This is a genomic window from Streptomyces sp. NPDC050806 (assembly GCF_055586425.1).
The window spans coordinates 119,055-137,669 of record NZ_JBVJIF010000012.1; the positions used below are offsets into that span (position 1 = coordinate 119,055).

Here is an 18,615-nt window from a genome sequence, read left to right on the forward strand (position 1 = left end):
TGGGCCTGCCACGCATGCGGATGCCCGGTCGGTGGCCCGATCGGCTCCAACACCCGACCGCCCTCTGTTGTGGCGCGTACGAGACGTACGTGCGGCAGGAGGGACACCGCTCGCGGCACGAGCGCCTGAGCGAAGGCAGTGGTCCCGCGCCATCCGGCCCTAGGAGGCCGGGCCGCGCCGAGTACGACCAGTACGACGGTGAGAAGGCACGGTTGATCCCCTTCGACGCCTCGCGCCGCGACTCACAGAAGAGGCAAGCATCCTGTCTACGTTCCGAGACCTCGGGATCCTCCCCGAGACCGCCGAAGCCCTCGAGGCCGTCGGCATCACGACTCCTTTCCCCATCCAGGCCATGACCCTGCCGGTCGCCCTCTCGGGCTCCGACGTCATCGGCCAGGCCAAGACCGGTACGGGCAAGACCCTCGGTTTCGGCCTCCCCCTCCTGGAGCGCGTCACCGTCCCCGCCGACGTCGAGACGGGCCGGGCGAAGCCCGAGCAGCTGACCGACGCGCCGCAGGCCCTGGTCGTCGTCCCCACCCGTGAGCTGTGCCAGCAGGTCACCAACGACCTGCTGACCGCCGGCAAGGTCCGTAACGTCCGCGTGCTCGCCATCTACGGCGGCCGGGCGTACGAGCCCCAGGTCGAGGCGCTCAACAAGGGCGTCGACATCGTCGTCGGCACCCCCGGCCGGCTGCTGGACCTCGCGGGCCAGAAGAAGCTGGACCTCTCCAAGGTCCGCGGCCTCGTCCTGGACGAGGCGGACGAGATGCTCGACCTCGGCTTCCTGCCGGACGTCGAGAAGATCATCCAGTACCTGCCGGTCAAGCGGCAGACGATGCTGTTCTCCGCGACCATGCCCGGCCAGGTCATCTCGCTGGCCCGGCGCTACATGTCGCAGCCGACCCACATCAGCGCCACCTCGCCCGACGACGAGGGGGCGACGGTCGCCAACACCACGCAGCACGTCTTCCGCGCGCACTCCATGGACAAGCCGGAGATGGTCTCGCGCATCCTGCAGGCCGAGGGCCGCGGGCTCGCGATGATCTTCTGCCGTACGAAGCGCACGGCGGCCGACATCGCCGACCAGCTGGCGCGCCGCGGCTTCGCCTCCGGCGCGGTCCACGGCGACCTCGGCCAGGGCGCCCGCGAGCAGGCGCTGCGCGCCTTCCGCAACGGCAAGGTCGACGTCCTGGTCTGCACCGACGTCGCCGCCCGGGGCATCGACGTCGGCGGTGTGACGCACGTCATCAACTACCAGACGCCCGAGGACGAGAAGACCTACCTGCACCGCATCGGCCGTACGGGCCGCGCGGGCGCCAAGGGCACCGCCGTCACGCTGGTCGACTGGGACGACATCCCGCGCTGGCAGCTGATCAACAAGGCGCTGGACCTGTCGTTCAACGACCCGGAGGAGACCTACTCCACCTCCGGCCACCTCTACGAGCTGCTGAACATCCCGCAGGGCGTCACCGGCGTGCTGCCGCGCTCGGAGCGCACCCGCGCGGGCCTCGCCGCCGAAGAGGTCGAGGACCTCGGCGAGACCGGCGGCCGCGGCCGCGGTCCCCGCAAGGGCGGCCGGGAGCGCGAGGAGGAGCGCCCGGAGCGTACGCGTACGCCGCGCAAGCGTCGCCGTACCCGCAACGGCGCCCCGGTCGAGGCGGGTGCCGAGGGCGGTGCCGACGCCCCGAAGGGCGGCGAGGCCGCCGAGGCCGCGGCGGACACCGCCGAGGGCACGTCCGCGCCGCGCCAGCTGCGCCGCCGCCGTCGCACCCGCAGCGGTGCCTCCGCCGCCACGTCCGCGGCCACCACGGCCCCCGCCGCCACCGCGCACGCCGTGGCGGAGCCGGAGCCGGCGCCCGCCGAGAAGGCCCCCGCCGAGAAGGCGGCGAACGCGGTGGACACCGCCGAGGGCACCGACGCCGCGAACGTCCCGGCGCAGGGTGCCGGTCCGGACACCGCGCAGGAGGCGCCGGCCAAGCCGCGCCGCCGCCGCAGCCGGAACGCCCGCACCCAGGGCACGGCCGCCGAGGCCGTGGCCGCCCCCGCCGAGGACCGGGCGCCCGCCGCCAAGGCCCCGGCCCGGGCCAAGACTCCGGCACCCCGGCGCCCGGTCGTGGTCAAGGAGGACAACTCGGTGGGCTTCCAGACGGTCGAGGTCGCCGCCCGGCGCCTGGCCGCCGAGCGGCGCGCCGCCGAGGACGCCGCCAAGAAGACCGCCGAGCGCGCCACCGCGGAGAAGGCCGTCGCGGAGAGCGCTCCGGCCGAGGCCGCCGAGGAGGCGCCGGCGAAGCCGCGCCGTGCGCGCAAGACGGCCGCCCAGAAGATCGCCGAGAGGGCCGAGGCCGCGGTCGACGCCGCCGAGGGCAACCAGCTCGCGGAGACGGCGGCCGACGAGGCACCGGCCAAGCCCCGCCGCACCCGCAAGACCGCCGCCAAGAAGACGACCGCGAAGGCCGAGGCCGCCGTCGAGGCGGCCGAGGGTGCGGACGTCGCCGAGGAGGCGCCGGCCAAGCCGCGGCGGACCCGCAAGACCGCCGCCAAGAAGGCCGAGGCCGCGGTCGACACCGCCGAGGGCAACCAGCTCCCGGAGACGGCGGCCGACGAGGCACCGGCCAAGCCCCGCCGCACCCGCAAGACCGCCGCCAAGAAGACCGCCGAGAAGGCCGAAGCGGCCACCGGGGGCGGCGCGACGGATGAGGTTCCGGCCAAGCCGCGCCGCACGCGCAAGACCGCGGCGAAGAAGACGGCCGCCGCCGCCGAGGCGGCGTCCGAGGGCTGATCCGCAGGCCACCGACGGCCCCGTACCGCTCAGGCGGTGCGGGGCCGTCGTCGTTCGGGCGGCGGGGCGGGCGGCGGAGGCCATCTTTCCGGCACCCGCCCGTCATCCGCCCCGGATAGCCTCTGGTGCATGAGTAGGCCTCCGTTCCTCGATCTGCCCGCGTGCGCCGGCGCGTACCGACTCGCCACCGGGCGAGGTGAGTTCGCGGTGCACGACGCGCGTCCCGACGGTCCGGTACGCGGCACCGCCCTGCTGGTACCGGGCTTCACCGGCAGCAAGGAGGACTTCCTCCCCCTGCTCGCCCCGCTGGCGGCGGCCGGGTACCGCGCCGTGGCCGTGGACGGCAGAGGCCAGTACGAAACGCCCGGACCGCGTACGGAACAGGCTTACACGCAGGGCGAGTTGGCCCGGGACATCGCCGCGCAGGCGGCCGCGCTGAACGCCGGCCCTGTGCATCTGCTGGGCCACTCGCTCGGCGGGCTGCTGGCGCGCGCCGCGGTGCTCGACGACGCCGCGCCGTACCGCTCGCTGACCCTGATGAGCTCGGGCCCCGCCGCGGTCGCTCCCGAGCAGCGGGCCCGCGCCAAGATGCTCATCGACGCGCTGACCACGATGCCCATGGAGGCCGTCTGGCAGGCGATGCGGGACCTGGACCCGCCGGAGGCGGCGGGCGAGACCACGCCGCCGGAGATCGCCGAGTTCCTGCACCGCCGCTGGCTGGGCACCGTGCCGGAGCAGCTGATCGGCACGGCGCGGCAGATAGCGGGCGAGCCGGACCGGGTGGCGGCGCTGGCCGCCGTACCGCTGCCCAAGCACGTGCTGTCCGGCGCCGTCGACTACGCCTGGCCGGTGCCGCTGATGGACGAGATGGCCGAGCGGCTCGGCGCGCGCCGTACCGTCATCGCGGGCGCCGAGCACTCCCCCAACGTCGAGCGGCCCGCGGAGACGGCGGCGGCCCTGGTGCCCTTCTGGGGCGAGGCCGGGGACGGCGCCGGGCTGTAGGGCGTACGCGGGGCTGTGGCGCGTGCCCGGGGCGGGCGGCTCAGAACTGCGCCCGCACGTGCTCCCAGAAGCCGTCCCGCAGCACGCGCCGGAGGTCGGCGTACGGGCGCAGGGAGTGGCGCAGCAGGCCCTCGGCGGTGGTCAGCAGGTCCTGGTCGACGGCGCCCGGCAGATAGGGGTGGCCGGGCAGCAGGTCGGCGGTCCAGTCGCGGCCGCGGGAGGCCAGCCACTGGGCGGCGACCTGCGCGCCGACGAAGCGGACGTCCTCGCGGCTGGGCGCCGGCCCGTCGTCGGCCGCGCCCGCCGCGCCGCCGTCCTGCAGCGTGCGCTCGGTGACGTACGGCTTGCAGAACTCCAGGTCGAAGGTGCGCTGGCTGTCGACCTCCCAGAGCAGCGGCTCGGCCTGGTTCCGCCCGTCGACGGCCTCGATGCCCCACAGGTGCACCCGCGCGCCGTAGCCCTGCGCCGCCTCGACCGCGGAGACCAGGTCCTCGTCGCCGCCGATGAGGACGGCGTCGCTGATGGCGCGGTGCCGGGCGAGCGACTCCAGGTCGGAGCGGATCAGGGAGTCGACGCCCTTCTGCTGGTTGTTGGCGTTGAGGTTGCCGAGCCGCACCTTGACGTCGGGGAGCTCGGCGATGGACTGCTGCTCCAGGGTGTGGATGCGGCGGCGCGCGCCGTCGTACCAGTAGACCCGCAGCAGCCGGCTGTCCGGGAAGACGACGCGGGTCACCTCGATGAAGGCGTCGATGATCCCTTCGGCGTCCAGATCGAAGGAACGGCGGTCCTCCGTACCGGTGACGAGCCGGCCGGCCGCCGCGTAGAGGTAGCCCGCGTCGACGAAGACCGCGTGCGTGGAGGGGGTCGTGGCGACCTCTGCCAGGACGCGGTTGAGCAGCTCGTTGGTGCGCTCGATGCCCGCCACGACAGCGGTGAGGTCGGTGGGGCCCGCGGGCCGGACGTCGTCGTTCATACCGGTCCGATTCTCCTGGCGGGCACGGGGGAGGCACAACCGGCCGGGTGGCGAGGGGCGAGTGAACTTACCTGTGAGTAATTAGACACTCGAAAATTTTCTTTAGCGTAGGGAATTATTGCTCAGAGCACTTCGTTGTCCCCATTGGCACGCCTGACACCGATGACAGGCATCCGTGCCACCCAGCAGTTCTCCTCAGGAGGATCAGACGAAGGGAGAAGCCCTTTATGCGCTTCGAGATCATGCGTCTTGACGACGTCAACGGCACCGCCGTGGACAGCACCGTCGTGGACGCCGCCTCCGTCAACCGGATCGTGCAGCAGGCCGCAGCAATCGGCCAGCGCATCTACATCCGCCCCGCCGATGCCGCGGCGGCCGCTTCGTAACGCGGTCCCCGGCTCTCCCGGCCGGGCCGGCTCACCGGCCCGCCGACAGCAGCGCCCCCGTACGGACGGTCCGTACGGGGGCGGCGTGTCTTCCGGCGGCGGTGACTGCCGAGGCGGTCGGCTCAGGCGCCGTTGACCACCTGGGTCACGCCGTTGATGATCTGCTGGACGGCCAGCGCGGAGAGCATCATCCCGGCCAGCCGGGTCACCAGGACCACCCCGCCGTCCTTGATCACTCGGATGATCACCAGCGAGAAGCGCATCACCAGCCAGAGGACCACGTGGATCGCGGCGATCGCCGCCCACACCGAGACCTGGCCCGTGGCACCGTCCGCGTGCTGCACCGCGAGGATCACCGACACGATGGCCCCCGGCCCGGCCAGCAGCGGCATGCCCAGCGGCACCAGCGCCACGTTGACGTCCTTGGTCTGCGTCGGCTCCTCCGACTTCCCCGTCAGCAGGTCGAGCGCGATGAGCAGGAGCAGCAGCCCGCCCGCGATCATCAGCGCGGGCGTGGAGATGTGCAGGTAGGCGAGGATCTGGCGGCCGCAGAGGCCGAAGACGGCGATCACGCCGAACGCGACGGCCGCCGCCTGCCAGGCCATCCGGCGCTGCACCTTGGCCGGGCGGCCCGAGGTCAGGGCGAGGAAGATCGGGGTGATTCCAGGAGGATCCATAATCACAAAAAGCGTGAGAAAAAGGGATCCAAAGACGGCGAGGTCGAACACGGTGATGGCCTTGCGGTGGTACGGGAGCACGCGCGCGCAGGGGCGCGCGTGCAGCGGGAAGGGGGCGGCGCGGAGCGCCGGAGGAGCCCGGAAGGGGCGGGAAGGTGTACGGCCGGGCGGGCCGGATCAGCCGCCGGCGCCGGGGACGGGGAACGCGCCCGTCGCACGGCGCACGATCTCCCCGTAGATCTCGGGGTCGGTGGTGTACTCGCCGAGCCGGCAGGTCTTGCGGCTGCCGTGGTAGTCGCTGGAGCCGGTGGTGAGCACGCCGAGGTCGGCGGCGATCGCGCGCAGCCGGTCACGGGTCGGCGCGTCGTGGTCCATGTGATCGACCTCGATGCCGTCCAGCCCCGTGGCGGCCAGCTCGGCGATCGCGCTCTCCGGGACGCAGACGCCGCGCTTGAGGGCCAGCGGGTGCGCGAAGACGGTGACCCCGCCCGCGGCCTTGACCAGCCGGACCGCCTCGAAGGGGTCCAGTTCGTGCTTCTCGACGTACGCCCGGCCGTCGTTGGCCAGCCACTCGGGGGTGAAGGCGTCGGAGACGGTCGGCACGATGCCCAGCTCGACCATGGCGGTGGCGATGTGCGGGCGCCCGACGGCGCCGTCGCCGGCGATCCGCGCCACCTGCTCCCAGGTGATGGGCACGCCCAGCTCCTGGAGCTTGCCGACCATGCCGCGGGCGCGCGGGATCCGGTCGTCCCGTACGAGCTCCCGCTCGCGGGCGAGCTCCGGCTCGTCGGGGTCGAAGAGGTAGGCCAGCATGTGCAGGCTGATGCCGTCGCCGCTGCCGTCGCGCGCGGGCAGCCGGCAGGACAGCTCGGCGCCGGTCACGAGCGTCAGCCCGGCCGGCAGCGCGGCCTTGGCCTCGGCGTGTCCGCCGACGGTGTCGTGGTCGGTGAGCGCCACGACGTCCAGACCGGCCTCGGCGGCGTTGCGAACCAGTTCGGCCGGGGTGTCCGTGCCGTCGGACGCGGTGGAGTGGGTGTGCAGGTCGATACGCACGACACGGACTCCAGACACGGACGGGACGGCGGACCGGGCAATGGCCGGACGGCGCGCCGGACGACAGGGGACGTCCAAAGGATAACCGCCGCCCGCCCGGCCGTCCGTCGGCCGGGCGTGACACCGCTCTCACTGCCGGACGTGCGCGGACACCATCGCCGCAGGACAGGACGTACGCGGAGCCGGCCGCCTCAGGACAGGATGCGCGGGGACAGCGCGCCGCACGGCAGCAGGTCGACCTCGGCGCCCGCGTCCCGCAGGTCGGTGAGGACCAGCTCGTCGTACATCAGCATCCCGGACTGCTCGGGCCAGACGACCGCCCACAGCCACAGCCCGCGCGCCTCGCCCGCGAAGACCGCACGGTCCTCGGGCACGCCCTCGACGTGCCACAACGGGGTCGGCCGGCCCGCGGCCATCACCTTGGCGTGCGGCGGCCGCTCCACGCGCATGCCCGGTCCCGGGTCCGGTCCGTCGATGCCGGCGTACCGGGCACCGAGCCCGACGCCCAGCTCCTCGGCCACCAGCACCAGCTCGCCCGGGCCGCCCAGCGGTCCGGGGCCCGAGCAGGCCACCGCGGTGGCACGGCCGCCGCTGCGGTCGTCCCCCGCGCAGGCCACGCCCGTGAACAGCCAGCCCACCGGGAGCGGCCACGGCATCCACACCGGGACGCGCGCGCGATTGACCACGACGGCCAGCGCTTCGACGCTCGGCGGCACGACCGGTTGCAGCGGGTGCACGGTGCCGTGCACGTCGCACTGCCAGGAGTCGGCAAAGAGACCGGGCGCGCGCACCCGGCCACCGCACTTCGGGCAACTGGGTTCGCCCCTCATAGGGCTCAACGGTCCTCCAGGGCCGCCCGCGCGTCAAGGACGATCACCCGTCCGGGGTGCGCTGCGCCGCTGCGTCATCTGTATGCCCCATGCAGCGAGATCGCTCGCATTCGAGCCAAGGAGTCGGCGACTTCACGCCAACTTCGTACCGTGGCGTTTCGATCTCGGTGTGTCAGTCCAAAGAGACGCCGCCGCGCAGCGGATCGCGCAGGTCGGTGCCCTGCTGGAGCCATCGCTCCTCCAGCGCCGCGGCACCGTGCACCCGCTTCCAGGCCGCCTCGTTCGGCGTCATGGGCAGCAGCGGCAGAAAGCGCACCGGCTCCAGCGGCTCATCCAGCTCCAGGTCCTCGACCAGGCCACCGCCCTCGCTGACCAGTACCGAGGTGAAGGGCGCGTCCGGCCACAGTGGGTCGCCGACGTCCAGGGAGGCCCCGGGAGCCACGATGACGCCTTCGACCTGCGGGGAAGCGGCCAGCACGGCGAGCGGCCTGAGCACCTTGTCGGTGTCGGCGCGGCCGTTCCGTACGGTCAGGATCAGTTCCGCGCGGGGGCCGCGCAGCGGGTCGGCCAGCACCGCCGACGGGTCGTTCATGGGCTGCGCGGACATGCCCAGCGTGACGTACCGCACCAGCTCGTCGTCGGCGTAGCGCAGCACTTCGATGCGGTCCGTACCGAGGAACGTCACCGCCGCGCGCGCGTCCGGCTCTCCCAGCGCCATCAGCAACCGGGCTTCGACCAGCTCAAGAACGTCAGACATGCGGCGAGCATACGGGCGGCTCCGGGGCCGGCCGGCCGCCCCTTCGGCGGGGTGCGGCCGCGTATGGAACAGGCAAAGCGGCGGCGCAGCGGGAACGTAACGGTTCAGTCGGCTGATAGCCTTGCCATCTGGTTCAGCGAAAGACGTCCGTCCCCCAGCAGGGACCGGCCGGAGGAGGTGGGACTGGCATGGATCCTAGTCGACCGTGCAGTACCGGCAGTTCTCCCGTCGTCCCGCTGATGATGCGACTCTCCTGATTCCGAGAGCTTCCGTACCCGGCCTCCTCACGCCGAAACACGTGAAGTCCCTTCGCACCCGCAGCTTCTGACGGAAGAACGCCTGCACCTCGGTTTTCCCTGTTCTTTCCGCACTGCGAACCGCCGTCAGTACCGACGCACGGAGCGCCGCCCGCTTTGCGGACGTACGGCCGACGATGCCGCGTACGTCCACGTTCCGGGTTGCGCTACGCACCGCGCCCCGCGCCTGACGGCCGGCCCGTGAAGGAGCCTGCCATGTCGATGATCCGCGACCTGCGCGCCGCCGTCCGCCCCTCCCGGCGTCGCGGCGACTCCCCGTACGAGTACGAGACCACCCGCACCGCCGCCACCAACAGCGCCATCGTCGACTGCGGTGTCTACCGCGACGGCCGGCGCGTCAGCGGCCACGTCTCCCCCGGCGAGGCCATCGCCGACGTCCGCGAGAACGGCGGCTTCACCTGGATCGGCCTGCACGAGCCGAACGAGCGCGAGTTCGCCGGCATCGCCAAGGAGTTCGGGCTGCACCCGCTGGCCGTCGAGGACGCCGTCCACGCCCACCAGCGGCCCAAGCTGGAGCGGTACGACGACACCCTCTTCACCGTCTTCAAGACGATCCACTACGTCGAGCACGCCGAGCTGACCGCCACCAGCGAGGTCGTGGAGACCGGCGAGGTGATGTGCTTCACCGGCCGGGACTTCATCGTGACCGTCCGGCACGGCGGCCAGGGCTCGCTGCGCGCGCTGCGGCACCGCCTCCAGGACGACCCCGAGCTGCTCGGCAAGGGCCCCTCGGCCGTGCTGCACGCCATCGCCGACCAGGTCGTGGACGGCTACATCGCGGTCGCCGACGCGGTGCAGGACGACATCGACGAGGTCGAGATCGACGTCTTCAGCTCCGGCACCAACGGCAAGGCCCAGGGCAAGGCCGGGGCCACCGCCAAGGGCGGCGACGCCGGGCGGATCTACCAGCTCAAGCGCGAGGTGCTGGAGTTCAAGCGGGCGGTCTCGCCGCTGCTGCGCCCGATGCAGCAGCTCAGCGAGCGGCCGATGCGGCTGGTCGACTCCGACATCCAGAAGTACTTCCGGGACGTCGCGGACCACCTGGCACGTGTCAACGAGCAGGTGCTCAACTTCGACGACCTGCTGAACTCCATCTTGCAGGCCAATCTGGCGCAGGCGACCGTGGCGCAGAACGAGGACATGCGCAAGATCACCTCATGGGCCGCGATCTTCGCGGTGCCGACGATGATCGCCGGGATCTACGGCATGAACTTCAAGTACATGCCCGAGCTCCAGTGGAAGTTCGGCTACCCGGCGGTCCTGGTCGTCACGGTCGCCATCTGCTTCGGCATCCACCGCGGCTTCAAGCGCAACGGCTGGCTGTAGCGGCCGCGGGGCGGCGGCACGGTCCCCCGGTGAGCCTGACTAGGCTTACGGGCATGACGGAGACCGTGCCCCAGCCGCTGCTCGACCAGGCGCTCATCGAGGAGGCCACCAAGAAGTCCGGCCTCATCTGGGTCCAGGGGACCGAGGGCCCGTCCCGCGCGCTCTGGCACGTCTGGCACGACGGTGCCGCGTGCCTGGTCGGCGACGGCGCCCTGGAGCAGCCGCTGGCCGACCTCGGGCTCGCCGACGGCGCCACCGCCACCGTCACCGTCCGCAGCAAGGACAAGGGCGGCCGGCTGGTCGCCTGGACGGCCCGGGTCACCGAGGCCGCGCCGCACAGCGAGCCCTGGGAGGCCGCCGTCGGCGAGCTGAAGGGCAAGCGGCTGAACGCGCCGGACGCCGACACCATGCCGGAGCGCTGGGCCCGCGAGAGCCGGGTACTGCGGCTGACCCCGCTCACCGGGGACGGGGCGCCCGAGGCCCGTACGGACTTCGGCGACGGCGCGGGGGCCGCCCGGCCGCTGCCGTCCGCCGCCACCACCCGCGGGCCGCTCCCCGCCGCGCTGCCGAAGCTGCTCCGCCGGGGCCGGCGCGGCTGAGCCGCTCCCGGTACCGCCGGGGCCGGGCGCCGCGCGCCGGCGCTCAGTTGCCGCTGCCGAGGCTCTCCCCGTAGTCCACGACCTGGTCGTCGTCCGGGCGTTCCAGCCCGATCTGCTTGCCCCAGTCGGTGAACCGGATCACGCCCGCGCCGCCGGCCCGCTGGAGGCGCAGCGGGAAGGGCTCGCCGTCCAGGGAGACGTCCAGCGTGCCTCCGTTGCCCTGCGCCGCCGCGACGCGGATGGTGCGGGTGCCGTCGACGTCGCCGTGGGCGCCTCGGGAGAGGCCGCCGTGCAGCGTGAGCAGCGTCTCCAGCAGCGGCTCCTTCTCGGTGAAGCCGCTGAACTGCCGGTAGGTGCGGTCCTCGGCGGGCACCTTCACGTACTTGCCGTCGAGCTTGGCGGCGGCCGCGGTGTCGCTCTTGCTCGGCGCTGCGTCCTTCTGGTGCGCCCAGAAGTCGGCGTCGGCCTTCACCCACAGCGAGCGGTCGATGCGCAGCAGGGAGAACTCGGTGTCCTTGGTGCCGACCGTGCCCTTGCCGCCGTTCTGCGCCAGCTGCATGTCCAGTTCGTACGTGCTGCGGCCGCTGACGAGCTTGCCGGTGACGTGCACGGTGTTCGCGCTCTCCGCCGCGGCCACCGTCTTCTTCCGGATCTTGGCGGCGGACAGCTTGCCGACGCCGTTGGTGCCCGCGTCCGGGTCCTCCGAGCCTCCGCAGGCCGTCAGCGCCAGCGCCAGGCCCGCGCACACCGTGACGGCGGCCGTCGCCCGGCCGGCGCGGCGGACGGGGCGGGGCCGGCGACTCGTTCCTGGCGAAGTTGCGGTCACGGCTGGCTGCCTCCTGGTGCGCTGGTCGGTCGCGGGGTGCCTCGACGGCGTACGGCAGCGTACCGGTGCTCCGCACGCCGTCCGGCGGAGAGGGAGGCGGACGGCGGTCGGACAGCCGTACGGTGGTGCCTGCCGGGGCACCCGTCAGCGGAGCGCGCTAGCCTGAAGCCGACCGAAGCGCGATATCACCTGATTTTTCGGGAGTCGGCTGCCCCCGGTCCGCCGGGAGCCGGAGGAGAAGGAGCGGAGGCGCACGGCATGGCGGTGGTCACCCCCCGGGTGTTCGTCTCGCATCTCTCCGGCATCGCCGTGTTCGACCCCAACGGCGACCAGGTCGGCCGGGTACGGGACCTCGTGGCCGTACTCCGGGTGGCCGGCCGGCCGCCGCGGCTGCTCGGGCTCGTCGTCGAGGTGATCAGCCGGCGCCGGATCTTCCTGCCGATGACCCGGGTGACCGGCGTGGAGTCCGGCCAGGTCATCACGACCGGCGTGGTGAACATGCGGCGTTTCGAGCAGCGCGCCTCGGAGACCCTCGTCCTCGGCGAGCTGCTGGACCGCCGGGTGAGCATCGTGGAGACCGGCGAGGACGCCACCGTCCTGGACATCGGCATCACCCAGCTGCCCGCCCGCCGGGACTGGGAGATCGAGAAGGTCTTCGTACGGAAGGGGAAGGGCGGCGCGCTCAGGCGCAAAGGAGAGACGTTTACCCTCGACTGGTCCCAGGTCACCGGCTTCTCCCTGGAGGAGCACGGGCAGGGCGCCGAGAGCCTGCTCGCCACGTTCGAGCAGCTGCACCCCGCCGACCTCGCGAGCGTCCTGCACCACCTCAACCCCAAGCGCCGCGTCGAGGTCGCCGCCGCGCTGGACGACGACCGGCTCGCCGATGTCCTGGAGGAGCTGCCGGAGGACGACCAGGTCGAGATCCTCGGCAAGCTGAAGGACGAGCGGGCCGCCGACGTCCTGGAGGCGATGGACCCCGACGACGCCGCCGACCTCCTCTCCGAACTCCCGGAGGACGAGAAGGAGCGGCTGCTGACGCTGATGCGGCCCGCCGACGCGGCCGACGTCCGGCGCCTGATGTCGTACGAGGAGCGGACGGCGGGCGGCCTGATGACCACCGAGCCGATCGTGCTGGGCGCGGACGACACGGTCGCCGACGCGCTCGCCCGGGTGCGCGACCCCGACCTCTCCCCCGCGCTCGCCGCCCAGGTGTACGTCTGCCGGCCGCCGGACCAGACGCCGACCGGCAAGTACCTCGGTGTGGTCCACTTCCAGCGGCTGCTGCGCGACCCGCCCTTCACCCTCGTCGGCGCGATCGTGGAGAGCGACCTGCCGCCGCTGCCGCCGGACACCCCGCTGCCCGCCGTCACCAGCTACCTGGCCACGTACAACATGGTCGCGGCGCCCGTCGTGGACGAGAGCGGGTCCCTGCTGGGCGCGGTGACCGTGGACGACGTACTGGACCACCTGCTGCCCGAGGACTGGCGCGAGACGGACCTGCACGGCGCGCCCGGCGTGGACGCCGCCGACCACATGGGCGGGCACGCCGACCGCCCGAACGGGCACGGGGGCGACCGGACGAACGGACACTCCGGCGGCGCTCCGGGGAGCAGCGCCGCGGGCACCGCGGGCGGGGGCACGCATGGGCGTCGATGACCGGGAGAGCACCAAGGAGCGGGCGCGGGCCGCCGCGGTCTCCGGCGAGCGGTCACGGGCCCGGCTGGACGTGCCGCGGGCGCCACGCCGCAGCCTGCTGCCGGAGTACGACCCGGAGGCGTTCGGACGGCTGTCGGAGAAGATCGCCCGCTTCCTGGGGACCGGCCGGTTCATCGTCTGGATGACCGTCCTGATCATCGTCTGGGTCGCCTGGAACGTCACGGCACCCGCGCCGCTCCGCTTCGACGAGTACCCCTTCATCTTCCTGACCCTCGCGCTGTCCCTGCAGGCGTCGTACGCCGCGCCGCTGATCCTGCTCGCCCAGAACCGGCAGGACGACCGGGACCGGGTCAGCCGCGAGCAGGACCGCAAGCAGAACGAGCGGTCGATCGCGGACACGGAGTACCTGACGCGTGAGATCGCGGCGCTCCGCCTCGGCCTCGGCGAGGTCGCCACCCGCGACTGGATCCGCTCCGAACTCCAGGACATGATCAAGGAACTGGAGGGGCGGCGGGACTCGGAGTACGAGGACGGCGAGTACGAGGAACGGCCGTCCCGCCGCCGTCACCGGGAGTGACACACGCGACGGGGGACGGGCCTTTCCGGAGGCTCCCACCGAAGCCCGCCCGTCCCCCGACCACCGCCCCTTTGGGACGCGCTTTGCGCGGCCGTACTATGCAGTACATGGCTACCGACACGCCCACGACGGCCGTTCCGAGCGAGGACGCGATCCGCGACGCGCTCGCGACGGTGAACGACCCCGAGATCCACCGCCCCATCACCGAGCTGGGGATGGTCAAGTCCGTGGACATCGCGGCCGACGGCGCCGTGTCGGTCGTGGTCTACCTCACCGTCTCCGGCTGCCCGATGCGCGAGACGATCACCAGTAACGTGCGCGAGGCCGTCGCCGGGGTCGAGGGCGTCACCTCCGTCGCCGTCGACCTGGACGTGATGAGCGACGAGCAGCGCAAGGAGCTGGCGGCGGCGCTGCGCGGCGGCACGGCCGAGCGCGAGGTGCCCTTCGCCCAGCCGGGTTCGCTCACCCGCGTGTACGCGGTCGCCTCCGGCAAGGGCGGCGTCGGCAAGTCCTCGGTGACGGTGAACCTCGCTGCGGCCATGGCCGCCGACGGGCTGAAGGTCGGCGTCGTGGACGCGGACATCTACGGCCACAGCGTGCCGCGCATGCTGGGCGCCGAGGGCCGTCCCACCCAGGTCGAGAACATGATCATGCCGCCGTCGGCGAACGGCGTGAAGGTCATCTCGATCGGCATGTTCACCCCGGGCAACGCGCCGGTCGTCTGGCGCGGCCCGATGCTGCACCGCGCGCTCCAGCAGTTCCTCGCGGACGTGTACTGGGGCGACCTGGACGTCCTGCTGCTGGACCTGCCGCCCGGCACGGGCGACATCGCGATCTCCGTCGCGCAGCTGGTGCCGAACGCCGAGATCCTGGTCGTCACCACCCCGCAGCAGGCCGCCGCCGAGGTCGCCGAGCGGGCCGGCTCCATCGCCGTGCAGACCCACCAGAAGATCGTCGGCGTGGTCGAGAACATGGCCGGCCTGGAGCTGCCCAACGGCGAGATCGTCGACGTCTTCGGCACGGGCGGCGGCCAGCAGGTCGCCGAGGGCCTGACGAAGACGACCGGTACGCAGGTGCCGGTGCTCGGCTCGATCCCGATCGACGTCCGGCTGCGGGAGGGCGGCGACGCGGGCCGTCCGGTCGTCCTCACCGACCCGGACTCCGGTGCGGGCGCGGCGATCCGCGCGGTCGCCGGCAAGCTGGGCGGCCGTCAGCGCGGCCTGTCGGGCATGTCCCTGGGAATCACCCCGCGCAACAAGTTCTGAGCGCTCTCCGGGCCATTCCCGGGCGTCACGAGGGGCGGACCACCGGGTCCGCCCCTTTGTCGTACGCGGGCGTTGTCCGCGGGCGTCGTATGCGGTGACTGTTCGCGGGCGTCGTACGCGGTCGCCGTGAGCGCTCGTTGTACGTGGTCTCCGCTACGTGCTTCTACGCGCCGGGGCGCGTAGGCGCACGGCAGGGCGCTGCCCGGCTCGTAGCCGAGCGCCGCCCGCCCGGCGGGGCGATCGCGTCGGTGCCGGGCGCCCAGTCCTCGGACGTCAGCCCTCGTACGTGCTGAGGTCCTTGACGACGGCGAAGCCGAGGCCGTAGGCGCTCATGCCCCGCCCGTACGCGCCGATGTGCACGCCGTCCGGGCCGTCGCCCGTCGACCCGGCGAGCACCCAGCCGTACTCCGACTCGCGGTAGTGGAACGGCGTCGGCACGCCGTCCACCGGGAGCGTCAGCTCGGTCCAGGCCTCACCGGTCAGGTCGTCCGCCAGCTCCCACGCGATCATGGTCTGCTGGTCCAGCCAGTCCTGCCGCAGCGCCCGCTCCATCTGCACCGGCCAGGTGCAGTTCAGCAGCCCGGAGCCGGCCAGCCAGGCCGCCGAGGAGACCGAGGTGGCTTCCAGGACGCCCGTGCCGTCCTCGCTGCGCCGTACGGGGCGGCAGGGCACCGTGACCACGACCGCGAAGCGCTCGGCATCCGGCACGGTCTCCACCCGAATGGTGGGCTCCTCGCCGTGCGCGAGCGAACCGTGTTCGACCGTGCCTTGGGGGGTGACGCCCGCGTGCATCAGCCGGCGCGGGCCCGTGAAGGCCTCGTCCAGGCCGTACCACGGGAAATCGGCCATCAGATAGCCGTCGACCTTTTCCCCGGCGTCAGCGGGCACCGCGTGTGCGCCGGCCCGACTCTTCGTCTCCATGTGCGCGGAGCCTCCTCGTTGCCCTGCGTCGTGGGCGGCCCGCCCCCCTCAGGCGACCTCACCCCGGACACCGGGAGCATAGCCATACGAGTCAACACAGCCGGACATACGGGCGTATCAGGTGGCGTCCGCGTCGAACGGGGGACGGTCGGCGGGGGCGGGGGTCTCGCGCTTGGTCAGCCGGTCGGGCGTGCCGCCGCCGGCGGCCGGGGTCTCCTTGCTGAGGCTGTGGCGTACGCCGCCGCCGCCGTCGTCGCTCCCGTTGCCCCGGACGGCCTCCGTGACCTCGGCCATCTCCTGCTTCACGTCGAAGCCGTCACGGATCTCCTGGAGGCCGTACTCCTCCTTCTCCAGGACGTGCTTCCGTACGAAGTTCTTCGGGTTCAGGTCGTCGAACTCGAAGTCCTTGAACTCGGGGCCCAGCTCGGAACGGATGTCCTCCTTGGCGCTGTCGGAGAACTGCCGCACCTTGCGGATGAATCCCGTCACATCCTGGATGACCTTGGGCAGCTTGTCGGGGCCGAAGATCAGGATGGCCAGAACCACGAGCGCCACCAGCTCTAGGGGTCCTATGTCGAAGAACACCTTGCAGCTCCTTGATCCGTCCGTGGCCCTGTCCTGCGGCCTTCCGGCCCAGGCCGACTATCACGGTACCTGGCCCCGGCCGTCCAACGGGAGTCACCCGTCCCAACACAGTGCAAACGATCGTGACACCGGGGCCCCGCCCGTAACGGCGCGCGAGCGCCGGGACACGGGGTGAGACGCGAGGGCGGGACCGGAAGGACGATCGATCCAGGACCGATTCGCGACGGTCACCACCGGTCGGTTCCGGTCCGTGGAGTCAGTTCTCGTCCGTGGAGTCATTCCTGTCCGTGGAGTCAGTTCTGGTCCGTGGACGAGCCGAGGGTGATCCGGACCGTGCGCGGGTGGCCGTTCCGCTCGACCGTGAGCTTCAGCCGGTCACCCGGGCGGTGACTGCGGATCTTGACGATCAGCTCCTCGCCGCTGTGCACCGCGCCGCCGTCCACCTGCGTGATCAGATCGCCCGCCTTGATCCCGGCCCGCGCGCCGGGCCCGCCCGGCGTCACCGCGGCGCCGCCGCCCCGGCTCTTGGCGCTCACCCGCGCGCCGTCCCCGCTGTACCCCATGTCCAGCGTCACGCCGATCACCGGATGCGTGGCCCGGCCGGTGTTGATCAGCTCCTCGGCGACGCGCTTGCCCTGGTTGATCGGTATCGCGAAGCCCAGCCCTATGCTGCCGCCCTGCTCGCCGCCGAGGCTGTCGCCGTTGCCGGCCGCGCGGATGGCGCTGTTGATGCCGATGACGTGCGCCCGGCCGTCGACCAGCGGGCCGCCGGAGTTGCCCGGGTTGATCGGCGCGTCGGTCTGCAGCGCGTCCACGTAGCTGACGTCGCTGCCGTCGCCGCTCTCGCCGCCCGCGGTGATCGGGCGCTGCTTGGCGCTGATGATCCCGGAGGTCACGGTGTTGGCCAGGTCGAAGGGAGCGCCGATCGCGACGACGGGGTCGCCGACCTGTACGTCGTCGGAGTTGCCGAGGGTGAGCGGCTTCAGGTCACCGGCGCCGTCGACCTTGACCACGGCGAGGTCGTAGCCGCTGTCCCGGCCCACGACGCGGCCGGTGGCGGTCTCGCCGCCGCTGAAGGTGACGGTGATCTCGGCGTCGCCCCCGCCGGCCTCGACGACGTGATTGTTGGTCAGCAGGTGGCCCCGGCGGTCCAGTACGAAGCCGGTGCCGGTGCCCTCCTCGTCGCCGCCGCGTACGTGCAGGGTCACGACGCCGGGGAGCGCGCTGCGCGCGATGCCGGCCACGCTGTCGGGAGCGCGGCCGGACTGCTCGCCGGAGACCTGCGGCAGCCGGACGTCACCGACGCCGCCGCTCCGCTCGATGTACGCGCCGACGCCGCCGCCCACGCCGCCCGCCACCAGTGCGAGCACGACCGCGCCGGCGACGATCCGTCCGCGCCCCCGCTTGCGCTCCGCGGGCGCCGCCTCTCCCGCGCCGTTCCGCGCCGCCCAGGGGTCGTACCGCTCCCACGGCCCCCCACCGCCCCCGGAGTACCCGGCAACGGGCACCTGAGGCGACGGGAGAGGCTCCCCGCCCTGGGGCCGGCCTTGCAGCTGTCCGCCCTGAGGCGGGGGCTGCTGCCCGCCGCCGTGAGACGGAGGCTGGGGCTGGGGACCGCCCTGCGGGGGCAGCGGGGCGCTCGGGGTGTGGGCCTGGGGTCCGGGCTGCGCCGGAGGCAGAGGCCCGCCCTGCGGGTACGGCTGCGGCTGACGGGGCGTTCCCTGCGGCGCCGCCTGAGGTGTGCCCGGTGCGGCCGGTGCCGGGGGCCCCGCGTACGGCTGTGGGGCCGCGGACGGGAAGTCCTGCGCCGGCGGTTGCGCGGCGGCGGGCGGGGCGCTCTGCGCCTGCTGGGGCGGGACGGCCACGCCGTGGGGTGGTGTCGGCACCGGGCGCTGTACGGGCGGCGCCGGGGCCCACGGGCCGGGCCCGCCGTACGGCGGGGTGCCGTACGGGTCCTGCGGATGCAGCGGTCGCGCGGGCTGCTCCGGCGCGGGGGCCACCGCGGTGTCCGGCGTGCCCGTTCCGGCAGCCGTCCCCGGACGCCCGGCCCGTGACTGCTCCTGGCCCGGCGTCGGGTCCGGCACCG

The 18,615-nt window shown here is 73.0% G+C and carries 17 protein-coding genes; 8 read left to right on the forward strand and 9 right to left on the reverse strand.

Annotation, left to right across the window (positions count from 1 at the left end; genetic code table 11):
- Positions 1-352: 352 nt before the first annotated feature.
- Complete coding sequence (locus ACZ6WH_RS34090; RefSeq protein WP_469733369.1) at positions 353-2,779, forward strand: DEAD/DEAH box helicase; 2,427 nt, start codon at positions 353-355, stop codon at positions 2,777-2,779.
- 129 nt (positions 2,780-2,908) lie between these two features.
- The gene (locus tag ACZ6WH_RS34095) at positions 2,909-3,781 is read left to right on the forward strand and encodes an alpha/beta fold hydrolase (protein WP_469733371.1); all 873 of its coding nucleotides are present in this window, start codon (positions 2,909-2,911) and stop codon (positions 3,779-3,781) included.
- A 40-nt stretch (positions 3,782-3,821) separates the two neighbouring features.
- Here ACZ6WH_RS34095 and ACZ6WH_RS34100 read toward each other — a convergent pair whose 3' ends face one another.
- Positions 3,822-4,754, reverse strand: a complete 933-nt coding sequence (locus ACZ6WH_RS34100; RefSeq protein WP_432858557.1) for an NYN domain-containing protein — start codon at positions 4,752-4,754, stop codon at positions 3,822-3,824.
- A gap of 227 nt (positions 4,755-4,981) precedes the next feature.
- Here ACZ6WH_RS34100 and ACZ6WH_RS34105 point away from each other — a divergent pair, with 227 nt between their 5' ends.
- On the forward strand, positions 4,982-5,140 hold the full coding sequence (locus tag ACZ6WH_RS34105; RefSeq protein ID WP_432858555.1) for a hypothetical protein: 159 nt from the start codon (positions 4,982-4,984) through the stop codon (positions 5,138-5,140).
- Between the two features lie 122 nt (positions 5,141-5,262).
- Here ACZ6WH_RS34105 and ACZ6WH_RS34110 read toward each other — a convergent pair whose 3' ends face one another.
- The 4 genes from ACZ6WH_RS34110 to ACZ6WH_RS34125 all read right to left on the reverse strand — a co-directional run bounded on the left by ACZ6WH_RS34110 (position 5,263) and on the right by ACZ6WH_RS34125 (position 8,457).
- On the reverse strand, positions 5,263-5,868 hold the full coding sequence (locus ACZ6WH_RS34110) for a MarC family protein (RefSeq protein WP_399718055.1): 606 nt from the start codon (positions 5,866-5,868) through the stop codon (positions 5,263-5,265).
- A gap of 126 nt (positions 5,869-5,994) precedes the next feature.
- Positions 5,995-6,870, reverse strand: a complete 876-nt coding sequence (locus ACZ6WH_RS34115) for a PHP domain-containing protein (RefSeq protein ID WP_469733374.1) — start codon at positions 6,868-6,870, stop codon at positions 5,995-5,997.
- A gap of 191 nt (positions 6,871-7,061) precedes the next feature.
- A complete protein-coding gene (locus ACZ6WH_RS34120) occupies positions 7,062-7,700 on the reverse strand; it encodes a DUF6758 family protein (protein WP_432858551.1) in 639 nt (212 codons plus the stop codon).
- A gap of 172 nt (positions 7,701-7,872) precedes the next feature.
- The gene (locus ACZ6WH_RS34125; RefSeq protein ID WP_432858549.1) at positions 7,873-8,457 is read right to left on the reverse strand and encodes a suppressor of fused domain protein; all 585 of its coding nucleotides are present in this window, start codon (positions 8,455-8,457) and stop codon (positions 7,873-7,875) included.
- Between the two features lie 512 nt (positions 8,458-8,969).
- Here ACZ6WH_RS34125 and ACZ6WH_RS34130 point away from each other — a divergent pair.
- Both ACZ6WH_RS34130 and ACZ6WH_RS34135 read left to right on the forward strand, forming a co-directional pair.
- Positions 8,970-10,100, forward strand: a complete 1,131-nt coding sequence (locus tag ACZ6WH_RS34130; protein WP_432858547.1) for a magnesium and cobalt transport protein CorA — start codon at positions 8,970-8,972, stop codon at positions 10,098-10,100.
- Positions 10,101-10,153: 53 nt separating this feature from the next.
- Positions 10,154-10,699 carry a hypothetical protein gene (locus tag ACZ6WH_RS34135; RefSeq protein WP_432858545.1) on the forward strand — a complete coding sequence of 182 codons (546 nt, stop codon included), beginning with the start codon at positions 10,154-10,156 and terminating at the stop codon, positions 10,697-10,699.
- A gap of 43 nt (positions 10,700-10,742) precedes the next feature.
- Here the strand turns inward: ACZ6WH_RS34135 and ACZ6WH_RS34140 are convergent, their stop codons facing one another.
- Entirely contained in the window at positions 10,743-11,525 is a 783-nt protein-coding gene (locus ACZ6WH_RS34140; RefSeq protein WP_469733377.1) for a hypothetical protein, read from the reverse strand.
- A 258-nt stretch (positions 11,526-11,783) separates the two neighbouring features.
- On the opposite strand from ACZ6WH_RS34140, the gene ACZ6WH_RS34145 reads away from it, so the two are divergent.
- The 3 genes from ACZ6WH_RS34145 (at position 11,784) to ACZ6WH_RS34155 (ending at position 15,023) form a co-directional block, all read left to right on the forward strand.
- Complete coding sequence (locus ACZ6WH_RS34145) at positions 11,784-13,181, forward strand: magnesium transporter MgtE N-terminal domain-containing protein (RefSeq protein WP_469733379.1); 1,398 nt, start codon at positions 11,784-11,786, stop codon at positions 13,179-13,181.
- On the forward strand, positions 13,168-13,758 hold the full coding sequence (locus ACZ6WH_RS34150; protein WP_432858539.1) for a DUF1003 domain-containing protein: 591 nt from the start codon (positions 13,168-13,170) through the stop codon (positions 13,756-13,758). The genes ACZ6WH_RS34145 and ACZ6WH_RS34150 overlap by 14 nt, the downstream gene beginning before the upstream one ends.
- A gap of 107 nt (positions 13,759-13,865) precedes the next feature.
- Positions 13,866-15,023, forward strand: a complete 1,158-nt coding sequence (locus tag ACZ6WH_RS34155) for an Mrp/NBP35 family ATP-binding protein (RefSeq protein WP_432858537.1) — start codon at positions 13,866-13,868, stop codon at positions 15,021-15,023.
- 273 nt (positions 15,024-15,296) lie between these two features.
- Here ACZ6WH_RS34155 and ACZ6WH_RS34160 read toward each other — a convergent pair whose 3' ends face one another.
- The 3 genes from ACZ6WH_RS34160 to ACZ6WH_RS34170 all read right to left on the reverse strand — a co-directional run bounded on the left by ACZ6WH_RS34160 (position 15,297) and on the right by ACZ6WH_RS34170 (position 18,529).
- The gene (locus ACZ6WH_RS34160) at positions 15,297-15,944 is read right to left on the reverse strand and encodes a hypothetical protein (protein ID WP_432858535.1); all 648 of its coding nucleotides are present in this window, start codon (positions 15,942-15,944) and stop codon (positions 15,297-15,299) included.
- 117 nt (positions 15,945-16,061) lie between these two features.
- Positions 16,062-16,529 carry a sec-independent translocase gene (locus tag ACZ6WH_RS34165; protein WP_469733382.1) on the reverse strand — a complete coding sequence of 156 codons (468 nt, stop codon included), beginning with the start codon at positions 16,527-16,529 and terminating at the stop codon, positions 16,062-16,064.
- 293 nt (positions 16,530-16,822) lie between these two features.
- Positions 16,823-18,529 (reverse strand): S1C family serine protease, encoded by a 1,707-nt coding sequence (locus tag ACZ6WH_RS34170; protein WP_469733479.1) that lies wholly within the window; start codon positions 18,527-18,529, stop codon positions 16,823-16,825.
- Between the last annotated feature and the right edge of the window lie 86 nt (positions 18,530-18,615).

Bases quoted from the DNA above. Each gene is read 5' to 3' on its own strand.
- ACZ6WH_RS34090 (WP_469733369.1), top strand. From the start codon at position 353: ATGACCCTGCCGGTCGCCCTCTCGGGCTCCGACGTCATCGGCCAGGCC.
- ACZ6WH_RS34095 (WP_469733371.1), top strand. From the start codon at position 2,909: ATGAGTAGGCCTCCGTTCCTCGATCTGCCCGCGTGCGCCGGCGCGTAC.
- ACZ6WH_RS34100 (WP_432858557.1), bottom strand. From the start codon at position 4,754: ATGAACGACGACGTCCGGCCCGCGGGCCCCACCGACCTCACCGCTGTC.
- ACZ6WH_RS34105 (WP_432858555.1), top strand. From the start codon at position 4,982: ATGCGCTTCGAGATCATGCGTCTTGACGACGTCAACGGCACCGCCGTG.
- ACZ6WH_RS34120 (WP_432858551.1), bottom strand. From the start codon at position 7,700: ATGAGGGGCGAACCCAGTTGCCCGAAGTGCGGTGGCCGGGTGCGCGCG.
- ACZ6WH_RS34125 (WP_432858549.1), bottom strand. From the start codon at position 8,457: ATGTCTGACGTTCTTGAGCTGGTCGAAGCCCGGTTGCTGATGGCGCTG.
- ACZ6WH_RS34130 (WP_432858547.1), top strand. From the start codon at position 8,970: ATGTCGATGATCCGCGACCTGCGCGCCGCCGTCCGCCCCTCCCGGCGT.
- ACZ6WH_RS34135 (WP_432858545.1), top strand. From the start codon at position 10,154: ATGACGGAGACCGTGCCCCAGCCGCTGCTCGACCAGGCGCTCATCGAG.
- ACZ6WH_RS34145 (WP_469733379.1), top strand. From the start codon at position 11,784: ATGGCGGTGGTCACCCCCCGGGTGTTCGTCTCGCATCTCTCCGGCATC.
- ACZ6WH_RS34150 (WP_432858539.1), top strand. From the start codon at position 13,168: ATGGGCGTCGATGACCGGGAGAGCACCAAGGAGCGGGCGCGGGCCGCC.
- ACZ6WH_RS34155 (WP_432858537.1), top strand. From the start codon at position 13,866: ATGGCTACCGACACGCCCACGACGGCCGTTCCGAGCGAGGACGCGATC.
- ACZ6WH_RS34160 (WP_432858535.1), bottom strand. From the start codon at position 15,944: ATGGAGACGAAGAGTCGGGCCGGCGCACACGCGGTGCCCGCTGACGCC.